We start from the raw sequence: 17,157 nt of genomic DNA on the forward strand, positions 1-17,157 counted from the left end.
TTTGAGCCCAAAATTAACTTAATTTTATTTGCCAAACCCTAAATAATAGTTCAAAAATAAAAAAATGCAGAGTTACTCCGAATTTCTTGATCTAAGTGTTGGTTTCCCTCAGGAAGGTTACAACGTTATAGACGATGAGTTATATTTTCAAGATCTCAATTTAATGGAGATGATTGAAACTTATGGTACGCCATTACGTTTCACTTACCTTCCTATGATCAGTAAGAAAATTCAGCAGGCCAAATTATTGTTCCAGACCGCCATCATCAAGAACAATTACCGTGGCGATTATAAATACTGCTACTGTACTAAGAGCTCCCACTTCAGACATATTGTTGAAGAGGCGCTTAAAAATGGCATCCACCTGGAAACCTCTTCTGCATTTGATATGCCGATGATTGAGGCTTTAGAGAAGAAAGGTGCTTTAACAAAAGATATCACCGTGATTTGTAATGGGTTTAAGACCTATCAGTACAAGCAATACATCATCGATATGTTGCATGATGGCTACAAAAACATTATCCCGGTATTGGACAACAAAGAGGAGTTTAACCTTTTTGATGATGAGGTTGAATTGGATACGCCTTGTAATTTAGGTATCCGTATTGCAGCTGAGGAACAGCCGGATTCACAATTCTATACTTCGCGTTTAGGTGTACGTTTGGAAGATGTAATCGACTTTTACAACAATAAGATCTCTGCAAACCCTAATTTCAGGGTTAAATTGCTACACTTCTTTATCAACTCTGGTATTACTGATTCTCCATATTACTGGAACGAACTAGAGAAGTATGTAACCTTATATTGCAAATTCAAAAAGATCAATCCTGAGTTAGATACTTTAGATATTGGTGGTGGTATGCCATTTAAAGACTCTTTGGTATTTGATTTCGATTACGAATACATGGTAAATGAGATCGTAAAACGTATTAAGGAAATCTGTGCTGAGCATGATGTTGTTGAACCGGATATCATTACTGAATTTGGAAAATACACTGTTGCTGAGGCATCTGGTATTTTATATAAGGTACTGGGACGTAAACAACAGAACGACAGAGAGAAATGGTTGATGCTAGATGGTTCTTTTATCACCAACTTACCTGATGTTTGGGCATTAAATCAGAAATATATCCTCCTTCCTATCAACAACTGGGATGCGGAGTATGAAAGGGTAAACCTTGGAGGTATTACTTGCGACGGACAGGATTACTACAACCAGGAAGCGCATATGAATAGTGTGTTCATGCCTAAGACACGTAAGGTTCAGTACTTAGGTTTCTTTAACACGGGGGCTTATCAAGAAGTATTGAGTGGTTATGGTGGTATTCACCATTGTTTATTGCCAAGTCCGAAGCATGTGATCATTCGTCGTAATCGGGATGAGACATTTAACTTTGAGGTGTTTGGCGAAGAGCAGAATAGTAAACAGGTATTGAAAATTCTGGGTTACACCTAGGATTCAATCGAAATTACAGCAAGTATAAAGCCCTGGAAGACTTCTTTCAGGGCTTTTTGTTTTTAACAGTTGCTCTTACAAGCCTCTTAATTAACGCGCCTTTTCAAGCACTTTCGCAATTTCGGCAAAACCACTTAACCTGGCATGCTGCAATGCTGTTACGCCATTCTTATCTGGTATATTAACATCAGATCCTGCATCAACAAGGATCTGAACAATCTTAACATACTTCTCACTACCATTTCCAAGCACAACAGCCTCCATTAAGGCAGTCCAACCTAAGCGGTTCACATGATCTATCGGAAAGCCCTTTGTAGTGGCTAATAGCTTCACCGTCTCAATATGCCCTCTTTCGCATGCAGGAATCAATGCGGTTCCGTTGTAACGGTTAAAAAGATCAAAGCGTGCACCGTTTGCCAGATACAATTTTACCAATTCAGTCTGCCCCTGCGCTCCGGCTAGTAAAAAAGGACTATCTGATCTAACGTCCTGCTGATTTACATTGGCACCATGTGACACCAGCAGCTGCGCCATTTTCAAATCATCGTTTTCTGTTGCGATAAGTAAAAGGTTCTTATCATGCTTGTCCTTTGAATTTACATCTGCACCTTTTTTCAACGCTGCCTCAACGGCTGTATATTGTTTGTTTTTTACTGCTTCAATTATTGAACTTTGAGTCACCTCCATATTGTAATTACCTTCCTTTGTTTTTAAAGTTTTACTAGAATCAACACCATTACATTTGTCCAGCCCTAAGAAAGAAAAGGCCGACAAAACCACCATCAACATTAAGCTAAACATATGCATCATCATATCAATTTTTGTAAAACTAAGGAAAGCAGATGGCTAAAACAATGTTACAACAGAAACGTGACGACAAGATTATAGGCACTAATTATAGTATAAAGTTTATATTTAATTAAAAATCATAATTACATTGATATATAGATAAATAAAATTTTATAAAATCAACATAATCAAACGTATAACTTTTTGTTATACGTTGTTTTTAGAAAAAAACAGTAATAACAAGACCTCGGTTTACCCCTTCTATCTATACTGAAAACGAACACAATAAAATTGCTGAATACAAGCAAGCATGTTAAGTAACAATTATGCTGCAAATCGACCAGACCAACCATAAATTGATCTCATAAAACAACAAATCTGGCCAGAATGTGGATAAGTGGATAAGTTCTTACACCATTTTTTAATTGGCTTATTAGCTTTATAGTATGAAAATCGGATTTTATGCTCTGCTTACTTGCGCATTTTTTGCAGGACTATACTTTGTGCTTGTTATAAATATGCAAAACACTTCGCTTTTTTATGGTCTGGTTGCCTTTGCTTTAGTTGTATTTATCTGGAGTTTTTATTCACGTTCAAAAAAGGCTGCAAAGCGTAAATACAGAGAGAATATGTTTCAACAACATATGAGAATGACGCTTCGCAACCAGTGGCATTAAGTAATAATTATTTTTTCTGAAGGCTAGCCCAATCTTCCACACCTACCTTTTTCGACCAGTTTACATGGGCTAAAATGAGCTCCTGTAGCTTTTCGGGATATACTTTACTGAGGTCTTTTAACTCTGTCCGGTCTTCTTCTATATTAAACAAGCGCCATACATTTTCCGGAAAGCTGGATACAATCTTCCATTTGCCTTGTCGCATGGCTTTATTGCCCTGATGTTCCCAATAAAGATGATCATGGCCTTTCCAGGTCTTCCCTGCAAATACATCTTTCAATGATATTCCATCCGCAGCTGAAATAGCTTTACCTTGATAGCTTGATGGGTATTTTACTCCGGCAAGGTCAAATATGGTCGCCTGTATATCTACAATATGCGCTGCTTGATGGTTAATACTTCCTGCTTTGATGAGTTTAGGGTAATAAGCAATAAAAGGAGTACTGATCCCTCCTTCGTTTTCCCAGTGCTTGAATGAGCGAAATGGGGTATTACTCACATTGGCCCAGTTGTATTCTATGCTGGTATAGGATTGGGGATTATTAGCAGGTAATGCCTTTATTTCCTTCGCATTTATATTGTCTGCCTGATTAAGCCTATTGTTTTCATGACTTGCACCATTATCAGAAAGAAAGATGATTACTGTATTGTCATCCAAACCCAATTCTTTTAATTTGTTTAACACTCTACCTACATTCTGGTCCAAACGATCAATCATTGCTGCATAAACGGCCATTCTCACATCCCAGGCATCCTGATCATTCTCTCTCATCTGGATCCAGGCTGGAACTAAGCTATCTCGCTCTGATATGGGCCACTTCGCATCTACAATGCCTGTTTCCACTTGTTTCTTATAACGTTCGGCACGGATTACATCCCAGCCTTTTTTATACTTACCACGGTATTTTGCTATATCTTCAGGTAGGGCCTGTATAGGAAAGTGAGGTGCATTGAATGTTAAATGCAGGTAAAAGGGCTTGTTCTGGGTTTTAGCTTCATCCAGGAATTTCAAAGCATAATCACCAAACTCATTGGTCAGGTAATAATCTTTAGGTTTATCTTCGGTAGTATAATTCTCTAGTTTCTTGTTATTTAAGACAAAGAAATTTGCTGCAGGAAGTTTTGCCTGATGCGGGTAAAAGTAATTACTGGTTCCACCTATCAATCCGAAATAGCGATCAAACCCACGTGCAACAGGCCATTGATCAGGTTGTGAGCCTACATGCCATTTACCAGACATCATGGTGAAATAACCTTGTGTTTTCAATCCTTCTGCAATGGTAATACTACTTTTATTCAGGTAACCTTGGTAAGCAGGAGTTCCTAAATCCTGAACCATGCTTCCTACACCTGCATTGTGAGGATACCTCCCGGTAAGCAATGATGCCCGGGTTGGGCAACAGCGAGAGGCATTGTAAAATTGAGTCATTTTTAGCCCTTGACTAGCCAGTCGATCCAGATTCGGAGTTTCGATCTCCGAGCCAAAACTTCCGATATCAGAATAACCCAGATCATCAGCAAGGATGACCACAAAGTTTGGCTTATTCTTTAGGTTTTGTGCAGGGTTTAAACTTTGTGCAGATAATGGTGCCTGATAACCAAAAAGCACTGCCCATAGGATAACATTATATCTTCTTATTTTCATTGGAATATAAATTTATTGCTCGACATATGACCAGTCGAACGTTTTGTTTTCCGGAGTAGTTTTAGCCCCAGACATCAATGTTCTTAATTCTTTAACTTTTGCAGTATTTTTTGAAGCCAGGTTTGTTTTCTCGCCAATATCTTCACGCAGATTGTACAGTTCAAGGACTTCTTTCTTACCCTCATCTTTAAAACGGATTAGCTTCCAGTCGCCCTTTGTTAAAGCTTCTTTTAACTCGCCTTCTTTAAACTGCCAGTATAGGTAGTCGTGTTGCTTGGTTTGAGGTTTACCCCATAAAGCCGGACTAAAAGATATGCCATCAATATTGCCTGGAACTGGTGCTGCTGCTAGCTGGGCAAGTGTCGGTAAGACATCCCAAAAGGCAAATGGTAGGTCGTTCACTTTACCTGCCGGAACCTTACCAGGTGCTTTTACGATTAATGGAACACGAATACCACCTTCATAAAGATCACGCTTTACACCCCTTAGCTGTCCACCGCTGTTAAAAAACACAGGATCTGCACCACCTTCTTTATGTGGGCCATTATCGCTGGTAAAAAAGATATAAGTATCATTCTCTAAGCCCAGATCTTTAACTTTCTGAACAATAGCTCCTACATCAGAATCAAGTTTTGAGACCATAGCCGCAAATGCTGCACGTGGCTGCGATTGACTATCATAATTTCCTTTTTTCACAAATGGCGTTTCCGGACCGAATTTACTGCTGCCATCAGCATTTTGAAACTTCTGAAGCAATTCTTGCGGAACTATTAATTCTGCATGTGGCAAGGTAAATGGTAAGAAAAGGAAAAAAGGCTTGTCTTTGTATGTATCTAAGAAACCAAGCGCCTTATTGACGATCAAATCCTGGGTATATTGACTGGAATCAATTTGTATCCTTTGGGTCTTATGGTCCTTGATTTCGTACAGGTGACTGGTATAATAATCATGCGCATGTGCCTGATCTAAATAACCAAAAAACTCATTAAAACCTTTCAAATGAGGCGCACCCGCGGTTTCTTCATCGCCTAAGCCCCATTTTCCGTACATACCCGTAACGTAGCCATTATTTTGTAGTCGTTGTACCACAGTAGTATCTTGTGCACGTAAAGCCCCTTTCCCATCTTTCGCCTTGCTGTTCCCCCGCACATAAGCATGGCCCATGTGAAGACCAGTCATCAATGCAGCTCTGGAAGGAGCACAAACCGTATTACCAGAGTAAAATCGTGTAAACCGAGTTCCATCTGCGGCCAAACGATCCAGATTGGGCGTTGGAATGGGTGATTTTTTATTGTAGCTGGCTAGATTTCCATAACCAAGGTCGTCCGCTACAATGAAAATAATATTAGGCTGCTTATTTGGAGCTTGCTGGGCATGTGCCTGACTGACCATAAGCACAGCGCTAAAGATGAAGCTTAATAAGTGTTTTTTCTGAATCATCGTTTTAGTATTACTTTCCATATTTAGGATTTTGATTTAAAACAGGGTTATTTTGAATAGCGATAGACGGAATTGGCCACAGGTAATCACGGGCAGCATCAAAGGCACGATTATCAATTCTTGCGCCTTTGATGTTATAAATATCTGTATTAAGCACCTGATCAGCAATCTTCCAGCGACGGATATCATAATAATACAAGCCCTCTCCGGCCAGTTCTATCCTACGTTCATGTCTCAATTCCGCCTGCATTTGTAATTGATTTAATCCAGCAGGCAGATTAGGCATTTTAGCTCTTTTGCGTACCAGATTAACTGCATCAGTAACGGTAAGCCCTTTATCTACTCCTGATTCAGGACCAAACGCTTCGTTTTGTGCTTCAGCATACATCAGTAAAACATCTGCATAACGAATTAAAATGTAATTCAATTCAGAAGTTCCGCTGGTAGGCACAACTGTAGGCTTTTCATTATCCTTAAAGATAGTATATTTTTTATGTCCATACCCTGTACTAGGATACTGAATATCAGTCACAACAGCACCTTTAAAAGTCGTACCTGGAATAATTACGGTAGCCTGTAAACGGGAATCCCTGTTTTCATAAGGCTTTGCTGCATTATAAACAGCAGAGCTTGCAATGGGTTTTCCATCAGTAGCGTAATAATCATTCACAAGCGTTGGCAATGGTGCCGTACCCAATTGCTGATCTAAACTCACATCCAGGGAGTGACTGAACTCAGGAAATTTGTACTGTATATCAAAAATCACTTCCTGATTGCCTTCATTTTCCAGGTAAAACAATCCCCTGTAATCTGGGAAAAGATCATAGACTTTTAAGTCGATCACCTTTTTGGCCGCAATAGCGGCTTCTTCCCACCTTTCAGCATATAACAATACCCTGGCTTTTAGTGCATAAACTGCTCCTCTGGTTACTCTGCCTTTATCTGCACCGGTATAAGCAATCGGCAACACATCGCCAGCGGCGGCTTCGTCCAGATCTTTAAGAATCTGAGTCAGCACTTCTGCTGCTGAATTTCTTGACAAGCTCGCCTGAGTTTCAAAATTTGTGGCTTCTGTAATTAATGGAGCACCACCGAAAAGATTCCATAAAGGAAGATAATACAGTGCTCTTAGGAATTTAGCTTCGGCCTTGTATCTGTTTTTCAGTGCTTCGTCCATGGTAACCTTATCTATATTGGCCAGGAAATTATTTGCCCTGCCTATTCCACTGTAACTCGTATTCCAGGTGGTATTAAACTTAGCGGTTGCGGCATTGTGCAAGCCTCTGGAAATGATATTCTCATCGGCATTATACTGATAAGTATTCGGGGTAAGCGCATCCAGGTAGACAGCATTACGGGCAGAATAGATGAAATTTGAATTGACCAATATGGCATATGTTGCGTTTAAAGCAGCCTCTCCCTGGTCTTTAGTGTTCCAATAAGTATTCTGAGTAAAGCGGTCTGTTGGCGTCACTTCAAGAAAGGACTTTTTGCAGCCCAGACTGAAAATAAGTGGAATGATGATGATATATTTATTCATTTGAGTTGAGCTTATTAAAATGAAACATTTAGACCAGCGGTGAGCGTTTTGGCATTTGGATATTCAATCAGATCAGCACGGGTCAGGTTTCTTTCCGGATCACTGAATTTAAAGTTGGTGAAGGTGAGATAGTTTTGTGCATTCACAAAAACTTTAAGTTGCTTTGCCCCAGCCCATCTGAGTACCCTTTTAGGGAAGTTATAACTTAACTGAATGTTTTTTAACCTGAGGTAAGACGCATCACGAATCCAAAAACTGGAAGTCTGGAAGTTTGCAGGATAACCATTTGAAGTGGTTAATCTTGGCAGTGGTGCATTAGGTTGCTCCGGAGTCCAGGAATCGGTAAGCCATTCTTTTGTTACTCCCGCCCCGTTTTTATAAGGCATAGCAAGGTTTCCTGTTAGATAAGTATCCACATCAGCTAGCCCCTGGAAGATCGCACTAAGCTCGAAGTTTTTGTAACCTCCGTTTAAAACAAATCCATAGGTATATTTAGGAATGCTATTTCCAATCACCACCCGGTCATTATTGTCGACAATACCATTACCATCAACATCACTATATTTTAAATCTCCCGGCTGTGTACCTGTATTTTGGAAAGCATGTGCCTGAATTTCTGCCGCAGTCTGAAATATCCCCTCTGTCTGTAAACCAAAGAAGGAATTAATTGGATGTCCTTCCTGGGTAATTGTATTTCCGCTGTAATACTTCTCGCCATTTATGTTAACGACTTTATTTTTTAGATAAGTTAAGTTTGCACTCACACCATACTTAAACTCATTGATTTTGTTCTGATAACCTATGGTTACCTCAATCCCTTTGTTAGATACAGAACCAATATTACGGTAAGGGCCGGTTAAGTTTCCAACCTGGGCAGGAATACTTACCTGGCGTAAAATATTCGAGGTTTCTTTATCAAACCAGTCAATTTCAAAAGTTAGTGTATTGTTTAAAAAACCACCTTCCAAACCTATGTCGGCCATATTGGTCGTTTCCCAGGTGATATTTGGATCACTTAACCTGGTAATGGCTGCTCCGCTAACGATAGTTCCGTTGAAATTGTAATTTTCACCCAATGATACCGCATCAACATAACTAAACAATGGAATAGCTTGATTTCCTAATTTTCCATAGGATGCACGCAGTTTCAGGTTGCTCAGCACTTCACTATTTTTAAGGAAGTTCTCTTCGCTTATTCTCCAGCCTGCAGAAAAAGAAGGGAAAAATCCCCATCTCTTGCCTTCAGCAAACCTCGACGAGCCGTCGTACCGAAAGTTAGCTTCTAACAAATACTTCTCTGAAAAATTATAGTTTAATCTGCCGAAGTAAGAAACTAATTTAGAACTACCTGAGGTGCCGGCAACCTGTGGCGAAGTGCTTCCAGCATCTAATTCAGTTAAATCATTCCCCAGGTAGCCTTGATTATAGGCAGAGAAATTTCCATCATTAAAGCTTTCTACACTGAAACCTCCTAATACACCAAGGTTATGGTTGCCAAGCTTCTTTTCCCAGTTTAAAGTATGAAAATTGGTTAAATTGATGTTGTTATTGCTAATTTGACGAACCCCTCTTAAAGGCGTATTTCCTATCGGACTAATTACGCCTGTTTTAGGATTGGTAAGGTAGATTTGTGGGTAGGAATACTTTTCTATGCCATATAATAAATTTGCAGCCAGTGTTGTTTTGTACTTGATGTCGAACGGCAACTGGTATTCTGCAAAAAGGTTTGCCATGGTACGGTATTCATTGTTTTTTCTAAACCCTTCTTTTGATAAAGCAACAGGATTACGGTAAAAATTATGACCAGGTACACGAATCCATTGATCTGCATAGGTTCCGTCTTGTGCATATGGCACCTGCATAGGCAAGCCTCTGTAAGTTAAGCCCATTAAACCACCCTCTCCGTTACCATCATCGGCACTATAAGCACTCTCTCTGTTTGTCGCGAAATTACCAACCACACTGGCACCGATCCTTAAACGTTTAGTGATGTCTGAAGTCACATTTGTATTCAGTGAATAACGTTTACCGGCAGTTTCAATCATGATCCCTTCCTGTTTTAAATAACCCAATGAAATAGAAAAAGTCGTTTTCTCAGTCCCACCGGATAAACGTAAATTGTGTTCCTGAATCGGTGCGGTATCAAACATCACATCAAACCAATCGGTATTAGGATAAATAAAAGGATCAGTGCCGGCTCTGTATTCATCAATTAATTGCTGAGAACTTTCAGGAGGTTTACCCTCATTTGCCAGGGCACGGTTTTTTCCGATCATATAATCCACGGAATTGGTGACGGCATCAGGAAATTGTATTGCTTTCTGTTTTCCTGTATAAAAGTTATAGTCTAACTGAAAACCACCTCTTTTTCCGGTTTTGGTTTTCACCAAGACCACACCATTCGCCGCACGGTTACCATAAATAGCTGAAGAAGCTGCATCTTTTAAGACAGTGATACTTTCAATATCATTGGGATTCACATCCCCTAAAGGAAATTCGACTCCGTCAACCAGAATTAAGGGATTGCTATTGTTCAATGTACCTACCCCCCTGATTCTTATGGTTGCTCCATCTGCTCCAGGTCTGCCTTTAGTTTGATTGGTAAAAACCCCGGGCAAATTTTGTAAAGCCTGTGTAGAGTTGGTAATGGGACGGTTGGCAAGTTCCTTTTGATCCAGACTGCTGACAGATCCGGTCAGGTTCACTTTCTTTTGCGTTCCGTACCCTACCACCACGACTTCACTTAGCTCATCGCGGACTTCCTTTAGCAAAATATCCAATGGGCTTCCTGTTGCAACCACCTCTTTTTTTTCAAAACCGACGTAACTGACAATAATGGTATAGGGAAATTTTTGTCCGGTGATAAAGTTGAAATTTCCGTTTCCATCTGTTGTGGTTCCATGAGATGTTCCTTTAATCTGCAGGGATACCCCCGCCAGCGGATCTTTGGTTCGTTCGTCTAAAACGCTACCCTTTAACGTTGAATTGATAATTGGCCTGTTTTCAACTTGTGCCCATACCTTAGTAGTAAAAAGTAATAAAATAAGGGTGAATTTGAAAAAAGATATAATTACCGATAGTTTACTACTGGTATTATGTTTCATAAATTTAACTGGCTTTTTTAAATGACTGTTTCGTTGATTAAAACTGCTGGGATGATCAGTTTGACCGGTTTACTTCTTTAAAAAACCATATTCATGAATATATTTTTGTCCGTCTGTAAGTATCCAGTTTACAAATGCAGTAACTTCTGGTCTTGTTTCTTTATAGATCAGTGTAAAATCTCCCTTTGGAGGTAAGTTTGTAGAAATAGACTCTAATTTTTTGATCAGCTGGTCCAGATCACCATAAAAGTCCTCCTCTTTATCTACCACTCCATTTCCATTCAGGTCGGTTGGTACTACACTGATTCCTGTTTTAGGCTTCCTGGTTTTCAGATCATACACAATCCCAAGGTCGTTATAGGCTATACCGAATTTATCGTCAATTACCGTTTGAAGCAATACATTATCATCAGCAATCTTTTTGCCTAAGGCGTTTGTCAGGTCTTTCAGATTTTCGCCCAGCACATCGGAAAACGTGGCTGAAGTACATGCCGTACGACTATATACCTTGAAAGGATGTTTAGTATCACCAAATGCAGCAAATTTATCTGCGCCGTTATTGCTGCTAAAATAAACAGACTCAAAATCTTTAGCCTTGAAACCATTTTTTTGAAGATGCGACCATGCAGGATTTTCGGCGTTTACGATTGGGACAATTGCGAAACGACTTACGATGGTATAATTACCTTTTGCCGGATCTTTAACTTTTAATGGCGCAGCAGAGGCATTGATATCCGGATTTTCTACACCTTGTTTGACTACAAATTTGACACCTGGGTTGGCTTTTGCGAATTCAGCTCCCCAACGTTCTATTAAAGGGAAAAGGAAACGCGTTCCGGTGATGTTAATGGTTCCTTCTAACTTTTTTTTATCTTCATTTACTTTATCAAAACCTGTTGAAGAAATAAAAGCTACAGCAGCCAATGCAAAAAAGGCTGTTTTAACGGAGTTAAATGTTGTTAATTTCATAATACTTTAGTTTTATAGATTTGATTAATGAATTATTTATATCCTGGATTTTGTTTAAGGGCAGGGTCAACCAGCAGTTCCTGACGTGGAATGGGATACAGCAGTTTATCTGGATCAGTGATACCTAGCACTTGTTCTGCAAGTCCCCTTCTGATGAGGTCAAACCAACGGTGACTTTCGTAAGCCAGCTCTAATCGGCGTTCTTGCAATACTTTAGCAATGATGATTTCTTTATCTGTAAGCCCATTTAAATCATTATCAGCAGCATTAGCACGCAGGCGCACTGTTCTGATGTCGGCCACTGCATCATCTGGTTTTTCCAGTTCTGCATAAGCTTCTGCCCGGATCAGGTATTGTTCTGCTATGCGTAATACATATACCTGGTTTTCTCCGGTTGAAATCTTAAAGTTCATATTGCCATAAGTAATGATACCTTTTGGAGGTGTATTGATATCAAGCAGTAATGCTTTTCTATCCCCGCCATAAGGCCCACGCAGTAAGGCAATAAGATCATCTGTAGGCAATAACTCCTTGGTCCCCCCGGTGATATTACTGGCAAACCAGTTACCTGCAAATGAGTTTTTGTTGTTAATGGTATAATCTATTTCAAAAATAGATTCGGTGGTATTTTTGGCATTAAAGAACTGCGCATAAGGCTTTACCAAAGTAAATTTCGAAGCTTCTTTAATCACCAGATCAGCATAATCGGCTGCTTTGCCCCAATTTTTCAGGTATAGAAAAAGCCTGGCTTTTAATGCGTACACTGCATAGATAGAAGCCCTGTTGCGGTTTATTGCAGATGGGTTTAATGGCAGTAAAGACTGTGCAACATCAAGATCATCGGATATTTGCTGATATACAGCAATTGGTCCACTATTGCCTATGCCATCGCCACTATTGGGTGAGCGTGTCCTTTCGGTAATTATAGGCACATTAGCCCATAATCTTACCAGGTCGAAATAAGCCAGTGCACGTATAAAGTGCGCTTCGCCGACTGCGACGTTACGTTCCGACTGCGAATAGGTCTGATCCTCAACTTTCGGCACCTTATCGATGATGTTGTTGCTGATGTTTATGGTACTGTATAATGCCCCCCAGAGACTACTCACAGATGTATTTGTAGCAAATACATCATGTACATCAAACTCACGGTTGGAGGGAGAATTTCCCACCCAGCGCAAATTATCACTGGCCAGGTTAACGATATATCTAAAGGTATTTCCCTGGTAGCTATTCTGACTCAATGCATTGTATGCCCCTATAACTGCAGCCTCAGCACTTTTCTTATTTACGATACTATTGTCTTCCGAAACATATAGCAGTGGTTTAGGATCCAATAAGTCCTTGCAGGAAGATGCAATTAACAATAATGGAATTGCAAGAACTATAGTATATTTCTGTATTTTTTTTAAGTTCATGATGTTATAGTTTATTTTAAAATGCCACATTAAACCCAGCCTGGAAAGTTCTTGGCTGTGATGCTATTGCCTGATCATAGCCCATTACATTTTGATTACTGCCCATGGTGTTTACCTCAGGATCTACCCCCTTATACTTTGTAAAAGTGAGTAGGTTGGTGGCCGACAGATAAATCCTTACGTTAGAGATATGGTGTTTTGCAAGGATCTTTTTGGGCAATCTATAACCAATTGACACTGTCTTTAACCGTACATAAGAACCATCTTCCAGAAAGCGATCAGGAATAATACTGGCATTATTACCTTTAGTTGTTAGTCGCGGTACCTCTGTGATGTCCCCTGGTTTTTGCCAGCGATCTAATTGATCTTGCAGTTGTGCAAACACTCCATTTCTAGAACCACCATGCCCCATTCTGTAGCGGGTATTGTTCCAAATGCTATTTCCAAGAGAGTAATTGAAGAAGACATTCAGGTCAAAATCTCCATAAGTAAATTCATTACCCAATCCCCCGTAAAAGTCTGGCCAGGCATCACCAATAATTTGCAGATCGGCATCAGACAAGGCCTTATCGCCATTTAAATCTTCAAAAAGCACATCTCCATTTTCTGGATTTACGCCCAATTGTTTATGCGCGTAAAAGGAGTATAATGGACTACCTTGCTGCATGATTGTCCTATTGTCCAATATTGGGGTATTTAGCTTTTCAATTTTGTTCTTATTGGTAGAAATGTTGATCCTTGCATTCCAGCTAAAAGATTTTTGTGCGATTAGCTGTCCATTTAGTGCGAGTTCAAATCCCTTATTGCTGATCTCTCCGGAGTTAGAAAAGATGGTTGCAAAACCAAGCTTCTGGGATATAGGCTGTTGAAGCAGTAAATTGCTGGTGTATTTGTCGTAATAGTTCAGTTCCACATTAAAGCGGTCTGCAAAGAAGCCCATGTTGACACCCAAATTGAGTTGGGTAGTCGTTTCCCATTTCAGGTTAGGATTAGCGAGTTGAAATGGCAAGATCCCGGCTGTGTTGAGGTAGTTGTTACCACCATTCCATAAGCCTAATGCAGCAAAATCAGGAATTCCATTTTGGTTACCAGTTGAACCATAACTAGCATTGAATTTAAGCTCAGAGAACAAGTTCAGTTTTTTTATGAACTCTTCCTGACTTGCACGCCATGCTATACCAACTGCAGGAAAATATCCCCATCGGTTATCCTTACCAAATCTGGATGAAGCATCAGCCCTTACACTGGCATCGATCATATACTTACCGTTATAGCCATAACTTAACCTTCCGAAAAAAGAAACCAGTCCAGCTTGAGATTCAGATGAAGTGCCCGTTTGGCTGGCAGAAGATGAAATCTGACTAAACTCATCCGTTGGGTACCCTACTCCTGTCACACTCGTATTTTCGAAGGTTTCTTTCTGCAAGGTATTGCCTACAGTTGCATTAAACTGGTGAATGTTATCCCATACCTTATCGTAAGTAAGCAATTGTTCATTGATCAGCGTAACATTCCGGTTTAAAGCAGTTGTTCCAGTTCCGTTAACAGGCGCTTGTCCGAGTTGTAGTTTCGAATTATAAAAGTTAACAGCTTTACTTTCATTAAAATCAATGCTCCAACTGGTTCTGAACTTTAGGCCAGAAGTGATCTTATACTCACCAAAAGCATTTGCTGTAACTCTGGAGCCCACATCTTTAAAAATGGTTTCTTTAATTGCAGCAACCGGGTTCTCGAACAAGGATGGCCTGGCATAACTACCATCTTCATTATAAAGCGGTAAATAAACAGGCGTATACAGTGCACCATTAACCGTTCCATTTGGCACGTTGTTATTTGGAGTCATGTTTCTGAAAGTGCTGACCAGATTTGCTGAGACACCGATTTTGATTTTTTCATCAAATTGGTGCCCAAGGTTAATCCTAAAACTGGCACGTCTAAACCTATCTGGTTTAACGATAGCTTCCTGATTAAAATAGTTACCGCCCAGGTAGTAAGAAGTCTTCGCATCCCCTCCGGCGACAGATAAATCAAAATTATCAGTTGGCGCATTCTGAAAGATCAGTCCGACACGATCAATAGTCACCTGCTCCTCAGGTAAGCCCAGTCCGCCTTCAGATTTAGGTCTAAAAGGACGAAGGTTAAACGCCCCACCATCATTAAGCCAGGTTTCATTTTGCAGGATACCTTCCTGTTCCCCCGTTAATGTTGGCCAGAATTTAATGGCTTTAGATACTCCATGATAATAACCAAAATCGACTTTTGCTTTCTTATTTAGCTTTCCACGTTTAGTTGTAATCAAAACCACACCATTTGCCCCTCTTGATCCGTAGATCGCAGTTGCATTTGCATCCTTTAGAATCTCCATAGATTCGATATCACCAGGATTGATATCTGCGATTGGCGAAGTCTGTTGTCCACCTGTAGTAATACTTTGCAGCGTCCTGTTGTTAATGAATACACCATCTACAACATATAAAGGATCATTACTGGCATTTATTGAGGATGAACCTCTGACTCTGATAAATATACCAGAACCTGGTACAGAGGTATTTGCAGACACCAATAAACCTGAAGCCTGACCTTGTAATTTCTGATCTAGTCCGGCAGCAGGAATGTCTTCAATTTGTTTAGCCGAAACTGTGGCTACAGAACTGGTTAAGGTTTTACGATTTTGCTGGCCATATCCAACTACAATAACATCATTAAGCTGACTTGCTTCGGGTTCTAAACGGACATTAACAGGACTTCCATCTACTACAAGTATAGCCGTTTTATAACCTACATAGCTTACTATTAATGTATAGGGAAATTTCTGCCCGGTAACGAAATTGAACTTTCCTTTATTGTCGGTTGAAGCCGTATGGGTAGTTCCCTGAATTTGTATGGAAGCCCCAATCAGGGTTTCGCCCGTTGTTGCATCAGATACAATACCGTTAAGTGTAGAATTAATCAGCGGTTTTGTTTGTGCAACAGAAATAAGGGATGAGGATATCAATAAGATGATGCTGCTACTAAATAACAGCAATCTCTTTTGCAAAGAATAAGCACTGTATAAATGCCTACCCTTTTTAAAATTTTGCATAACTTTAAAAAGTTTTAATTAATACTAAGCGATTGTTGAAACTATGGTTTTCAGTAAGTGATTGGCGTTGCATACTGATTGCCAGAATAAAGGCAGGATTTTATCCTGTCTTTATTGTTTATATCTTTTTTTTGGGAGATATTATTGCATGGGACTGCAACAACAATACTGATGAATAGTGGATCTGGTACTTAGAGAGGTTAAGATTCCCGTTTGAAATTGTAGTTGTTTTTTCATCTTTTCAACTTGTTATTTGTTTGTTATTCAGCAAATATAAATGCAATTTCTATAAAAACAAATTAAATCTACCTATTTACTAGACTATTATTAAAAAAGGCTATTAACCTCTCCTATTGGAGGTATTTTTCTTTTAATTAATTGACTCGGCTGAACCTGATCTGAAATTTTTCCTAAATAATATTTTCTAATAAATCTGTGCGTTAGAAAAATCCGTAAGTGTTCTAAATAAAAAATAAGAACTATGAAAAGATTAATCTTATCTGCAATTGCCTTGGTAGCCTTGGCATTTACAACCCAGGCTTATGCCCAAAAGAATCCTATGGTAGGAGGTGCTGCAATGTACGCCAATAAGGATATTATTGACAATGCGGTTAATTCGAAAGACCACACTACATTGGTTGCTGCAGTGAAAGCTGCTGATTTGGTTAGTACTTTAAAAGGTACTGGTCCTTTTACTGTATTTGCGCCAACAAATACAGCATTCGATAAACTTCCTGCTGGCACTGTAGCTACGTTAGTGAAACCTGAAAACAAAGAAAAGCTGACCAAAATTCTTACTTATCATGTTGTAGCTGGAAAAATGGATAGTAAAACTATTGCAGCAGCGATTAAAAAAGGAAATGGAAAAGCAGAACTAACTACTGTAAACGGAGCCAAATTAACCGGATGGATGAAAAATGGCAAATTGATTTTAAAAGATGTACATGGTGGTATGAGTACAGTAACTATTGCAGATGTGATGCAAAAAAATGGAGTGATCCATGTTGTGGATACTGTATTAATGCCTTAATATTAAT

General features: G+C 39.5%; 11 protein-coding genes. 3 read left to right on the forward strand and 8 right to left on the reverse strand.

Annotation, left to right across the window (positions count from 1 at the left end; all coding sequences use genetic code 11):
- The first annotated feature begins 64 nt into the window (after positions 1-64).
- Complete coding sequence (locus tag WC623_RS12080; protein ID WP_349787784.1) at positions 65-1,456, forward strand: arginine decarboxylase; 1,392 nt, start codon at positions 65-67, stop codon at positions 1,454-1,456.
- Positions 1,457-1,546: 90 nt separating this feature from the next.
- Here WC623_RS12080 and WC623_RS12085 read toward each other — a convergent pair whose 3' ends face one another.
- On the reverse strand, positions 1,547-2,269 hold the full coding sequence (locus WC623_RS12085; RefSeq protein WP_372851328.1) for an ankyrin repeat domain-containing protein: 723 nt from the start codon (positions 2,267-2,269) through the stop codon (positions 1,547-1,549).
- A gap of 422 nt (positions 2,270-2,691) precedes the next feature.
- Between WC623_RS12085 and WC623_RS12090 the strand changes: the two genes are divergently transcribed.
- On the forward strand, positions 2,692-2,922 hold the full coding sequence (locus WC623_RS12090) for a hypothetical protein (protein WP_372851330.1): 231 nt from the start codon (positions 2,692-2,694) through the stop codon (positions 2,920-2,922).
- A gap of 7 nt (positions 2,923-2,929) precedes the next feature.
- Here the strand turns inward: WC623_RS12090 and WC623_RS12095 are convergent, their stop codons facing one another.
- The 7 genes from WC623_RS12095 to WC623_RS12125 form a co-directional block, all read right to left on the reverse strand.
- Positions 2,930-4,567 carry an arylsulfatase gene (locus WC623_RS12095; RefSeq protein WP_372851332.1) on the reverse strand — a complete coding sequence of 546 codons (1,638 nt, stop codon included), beginning with the start codon at positions 4,565-4,567 and terminating at the stop codon, positions 2,930-2,932.
- Between the two features lie 12 nt (positions 4,568-4,579).
- Positions 4,580-6,028, reverse strand: a complete 1,449-nt coding sequence (locus tag WC623_RS12100; RefSeq protein WP_372851334.1) for an arylsulfatase — start codon at positions 6,026-6,028, stop codon at positions 4,580-4,582.
- Positions 6,018-7,547, reverse strand: coding sequence for a RagB/SusD family nutrient uptake outer membrane protein (locus WC623_RS12105; protein WP_372851336.1), 1,530 nt, complete (start codon positions 7,545-7,547; stop codon positions 6,018-6,020). The genes WC623_RS12100 and WC623_RS12105 overlap by 11 nt, the downstream gene beginning before the upstream one ends.
- A 14-nt stretch (positions 7,548-7,561) precedes the next feature.
- Positions 7,562-10,651 carry a SusC/RagA family TonB-linked outer membrane protein gene (locus WC623_RS12110; protein ID WP_372851338.1) on the reverse strand — a complete coding sequence of 1,030 codons (3,090 nt, stop codon included), beginning with the start codon at positions 10,649-10,651 and terminating at the stop codon, positions 7,562-7,564.
- Positions 10,652-10,720: 69 nt separating this feature from the next.
- On the reverse strand, positions 10,721-11,620 hold the full coding sequence (locus WC623_RS12115; RefSeq protein ID WP_372851340.1) for a hypothetical protein: 900 nt from the start codon (positions 11,618-11,620) through the stop codon (positions 10,721-10,723).
- 32 nt (positions 11,621-11,652) lie between these two features.
- The gene (locus WC623_RS12120) at positions 11,653-13,038 is read right to left on the reverse strand and encodes a RagB/SusD family nutrient uptake outer membrane protein (protein WP_372851342.1); all 1,386 of its coding nucleotides are present in this window, start codon (positions 13,036-13,038) and stop codon (positions 11,653-11,655) included.
- Between the two features lie 16 nt (positions 13,039-13,054).
- Positions 13,055-16,120: a SusC/RagA family TonB-linked outer membrane protein gene (locus WC623_RS12125; protein ID WP_372851345.1), complete on the reverse strand. Its 3,066-nt coding sequence runs from the start codon at positions 16,118-16,120 to the stop codon at positions 13,055-13,057.
- A 481-nt stretch (positions 16,121-16,601) separates the two neighbouring features.
- Here WC623_RS12125 and WC623_RS12130 point away from each other — a divergent pair, with 481 nt between their 5' ends.
- On the forward strand, positions 16,602-17,150 hold the full coding sequence (locus WC623_RS12130) for a fasciclin domain-containing protein (protein WP_372851347.1): 549 nt from the start codon (positions 16,602-16,604) through the stop codon (positions 17,148-17,150).
- The last annotated feature ends 7 nt before the right edge of the window (positions 17,151-17,157 follow it).

The sequence above is a fragment of the Pedobacter sp. genome (assembly GCF_041645105.1).
GTDB lineage: Bacteria > Bacteroidota > Bacteroidia > Sphingobacteriales > Sphingobacteriaceae > Pedobacter.

What these genes read in the sequence shown, in the direction of transcription:
- WC623_RS12100 (WP_372851334.1), bottom strand. Translation starts at nt 6,028, where the DNA reads ATGGAAAGTAATACTAAAACGATGATTCAGAAAAAACACTTATTAAGC.
- WC623_RS12130 (WP_372851347.1), top strand. Translation starts at nt 16,602, where the DNA reads ATGAAAAGATTAATCTTATCTGCAATTGCCTTGGTAGCCTTGGCATTT.
- WC623_RS12110 (WP_372851338.1), bottom strand. Translation starts at nt 10,651, where the DNA reads ATGAAACATAATACCAGTAGTAAACTATCGGTAATTATATCTTTTTTC.
- WC623_RS12095 (WP_372851332.1), bottom strand. Translation starts at nt 4,567, where the DNA reads ATGAAAATAAGAAGATATAATGTTATCCTATGGGCAGTGCTTTTTGGT.
- WC623_RS12105 (WP_372851336.1), bottom strand. Translation starts at nt 7,547, where the DNA reads ATGAATAAATATATCATCATCATTCCACTTATTTTCAGTCTGGGCTGC.
- WC623_RS12115 (WP_372851340.1), bottom strand. Translation starts at nt 11,620, where the DNA reads ATGAAATTAACAACATTTAACTCCGTTAAAACAGCCTTTTTTGCATTG.
- WC623_RS12120 (WP_372851342.1), bottom strand. Translation starts at nt 13,038, where the DNA reads ATGAACTTAAAAAAAATACAGAAATATACTATAGTTCTTGCAATTCCA.
- WC623_RS12080 (WP_349787784.1), top strand. Translation starts at nt 65, where the DNA reads ATGCAGAGTTACTCCGAATTTCTTGATCTAAGTGTTGGTTTCCCTCAG.
- WC623_RS12090 (WP_372851330.1), top strand. Translation starts at nt 2,692, where the DNA reads ATGAAAATCGGATTTTATGCTCTGCTTACTTGCGCATTTTTTGCAGGA.
- WC623_RS12085 (WP_372851328.1), bottom strand. Translation starts at nt 2,269, where the DNA reads ATGATGATGCATATGTTTAGCTTAATGTTGATGGTGGTTTTGTCGGCC.
- WC623_RS12125 (WP_372851345.1), bottom strand. Translation starts at nt 16,120, where the DNA reads ATGCAAAATTTTAAAAAGGGTAGGCATTTATACAGTGCTTATTCTTTG.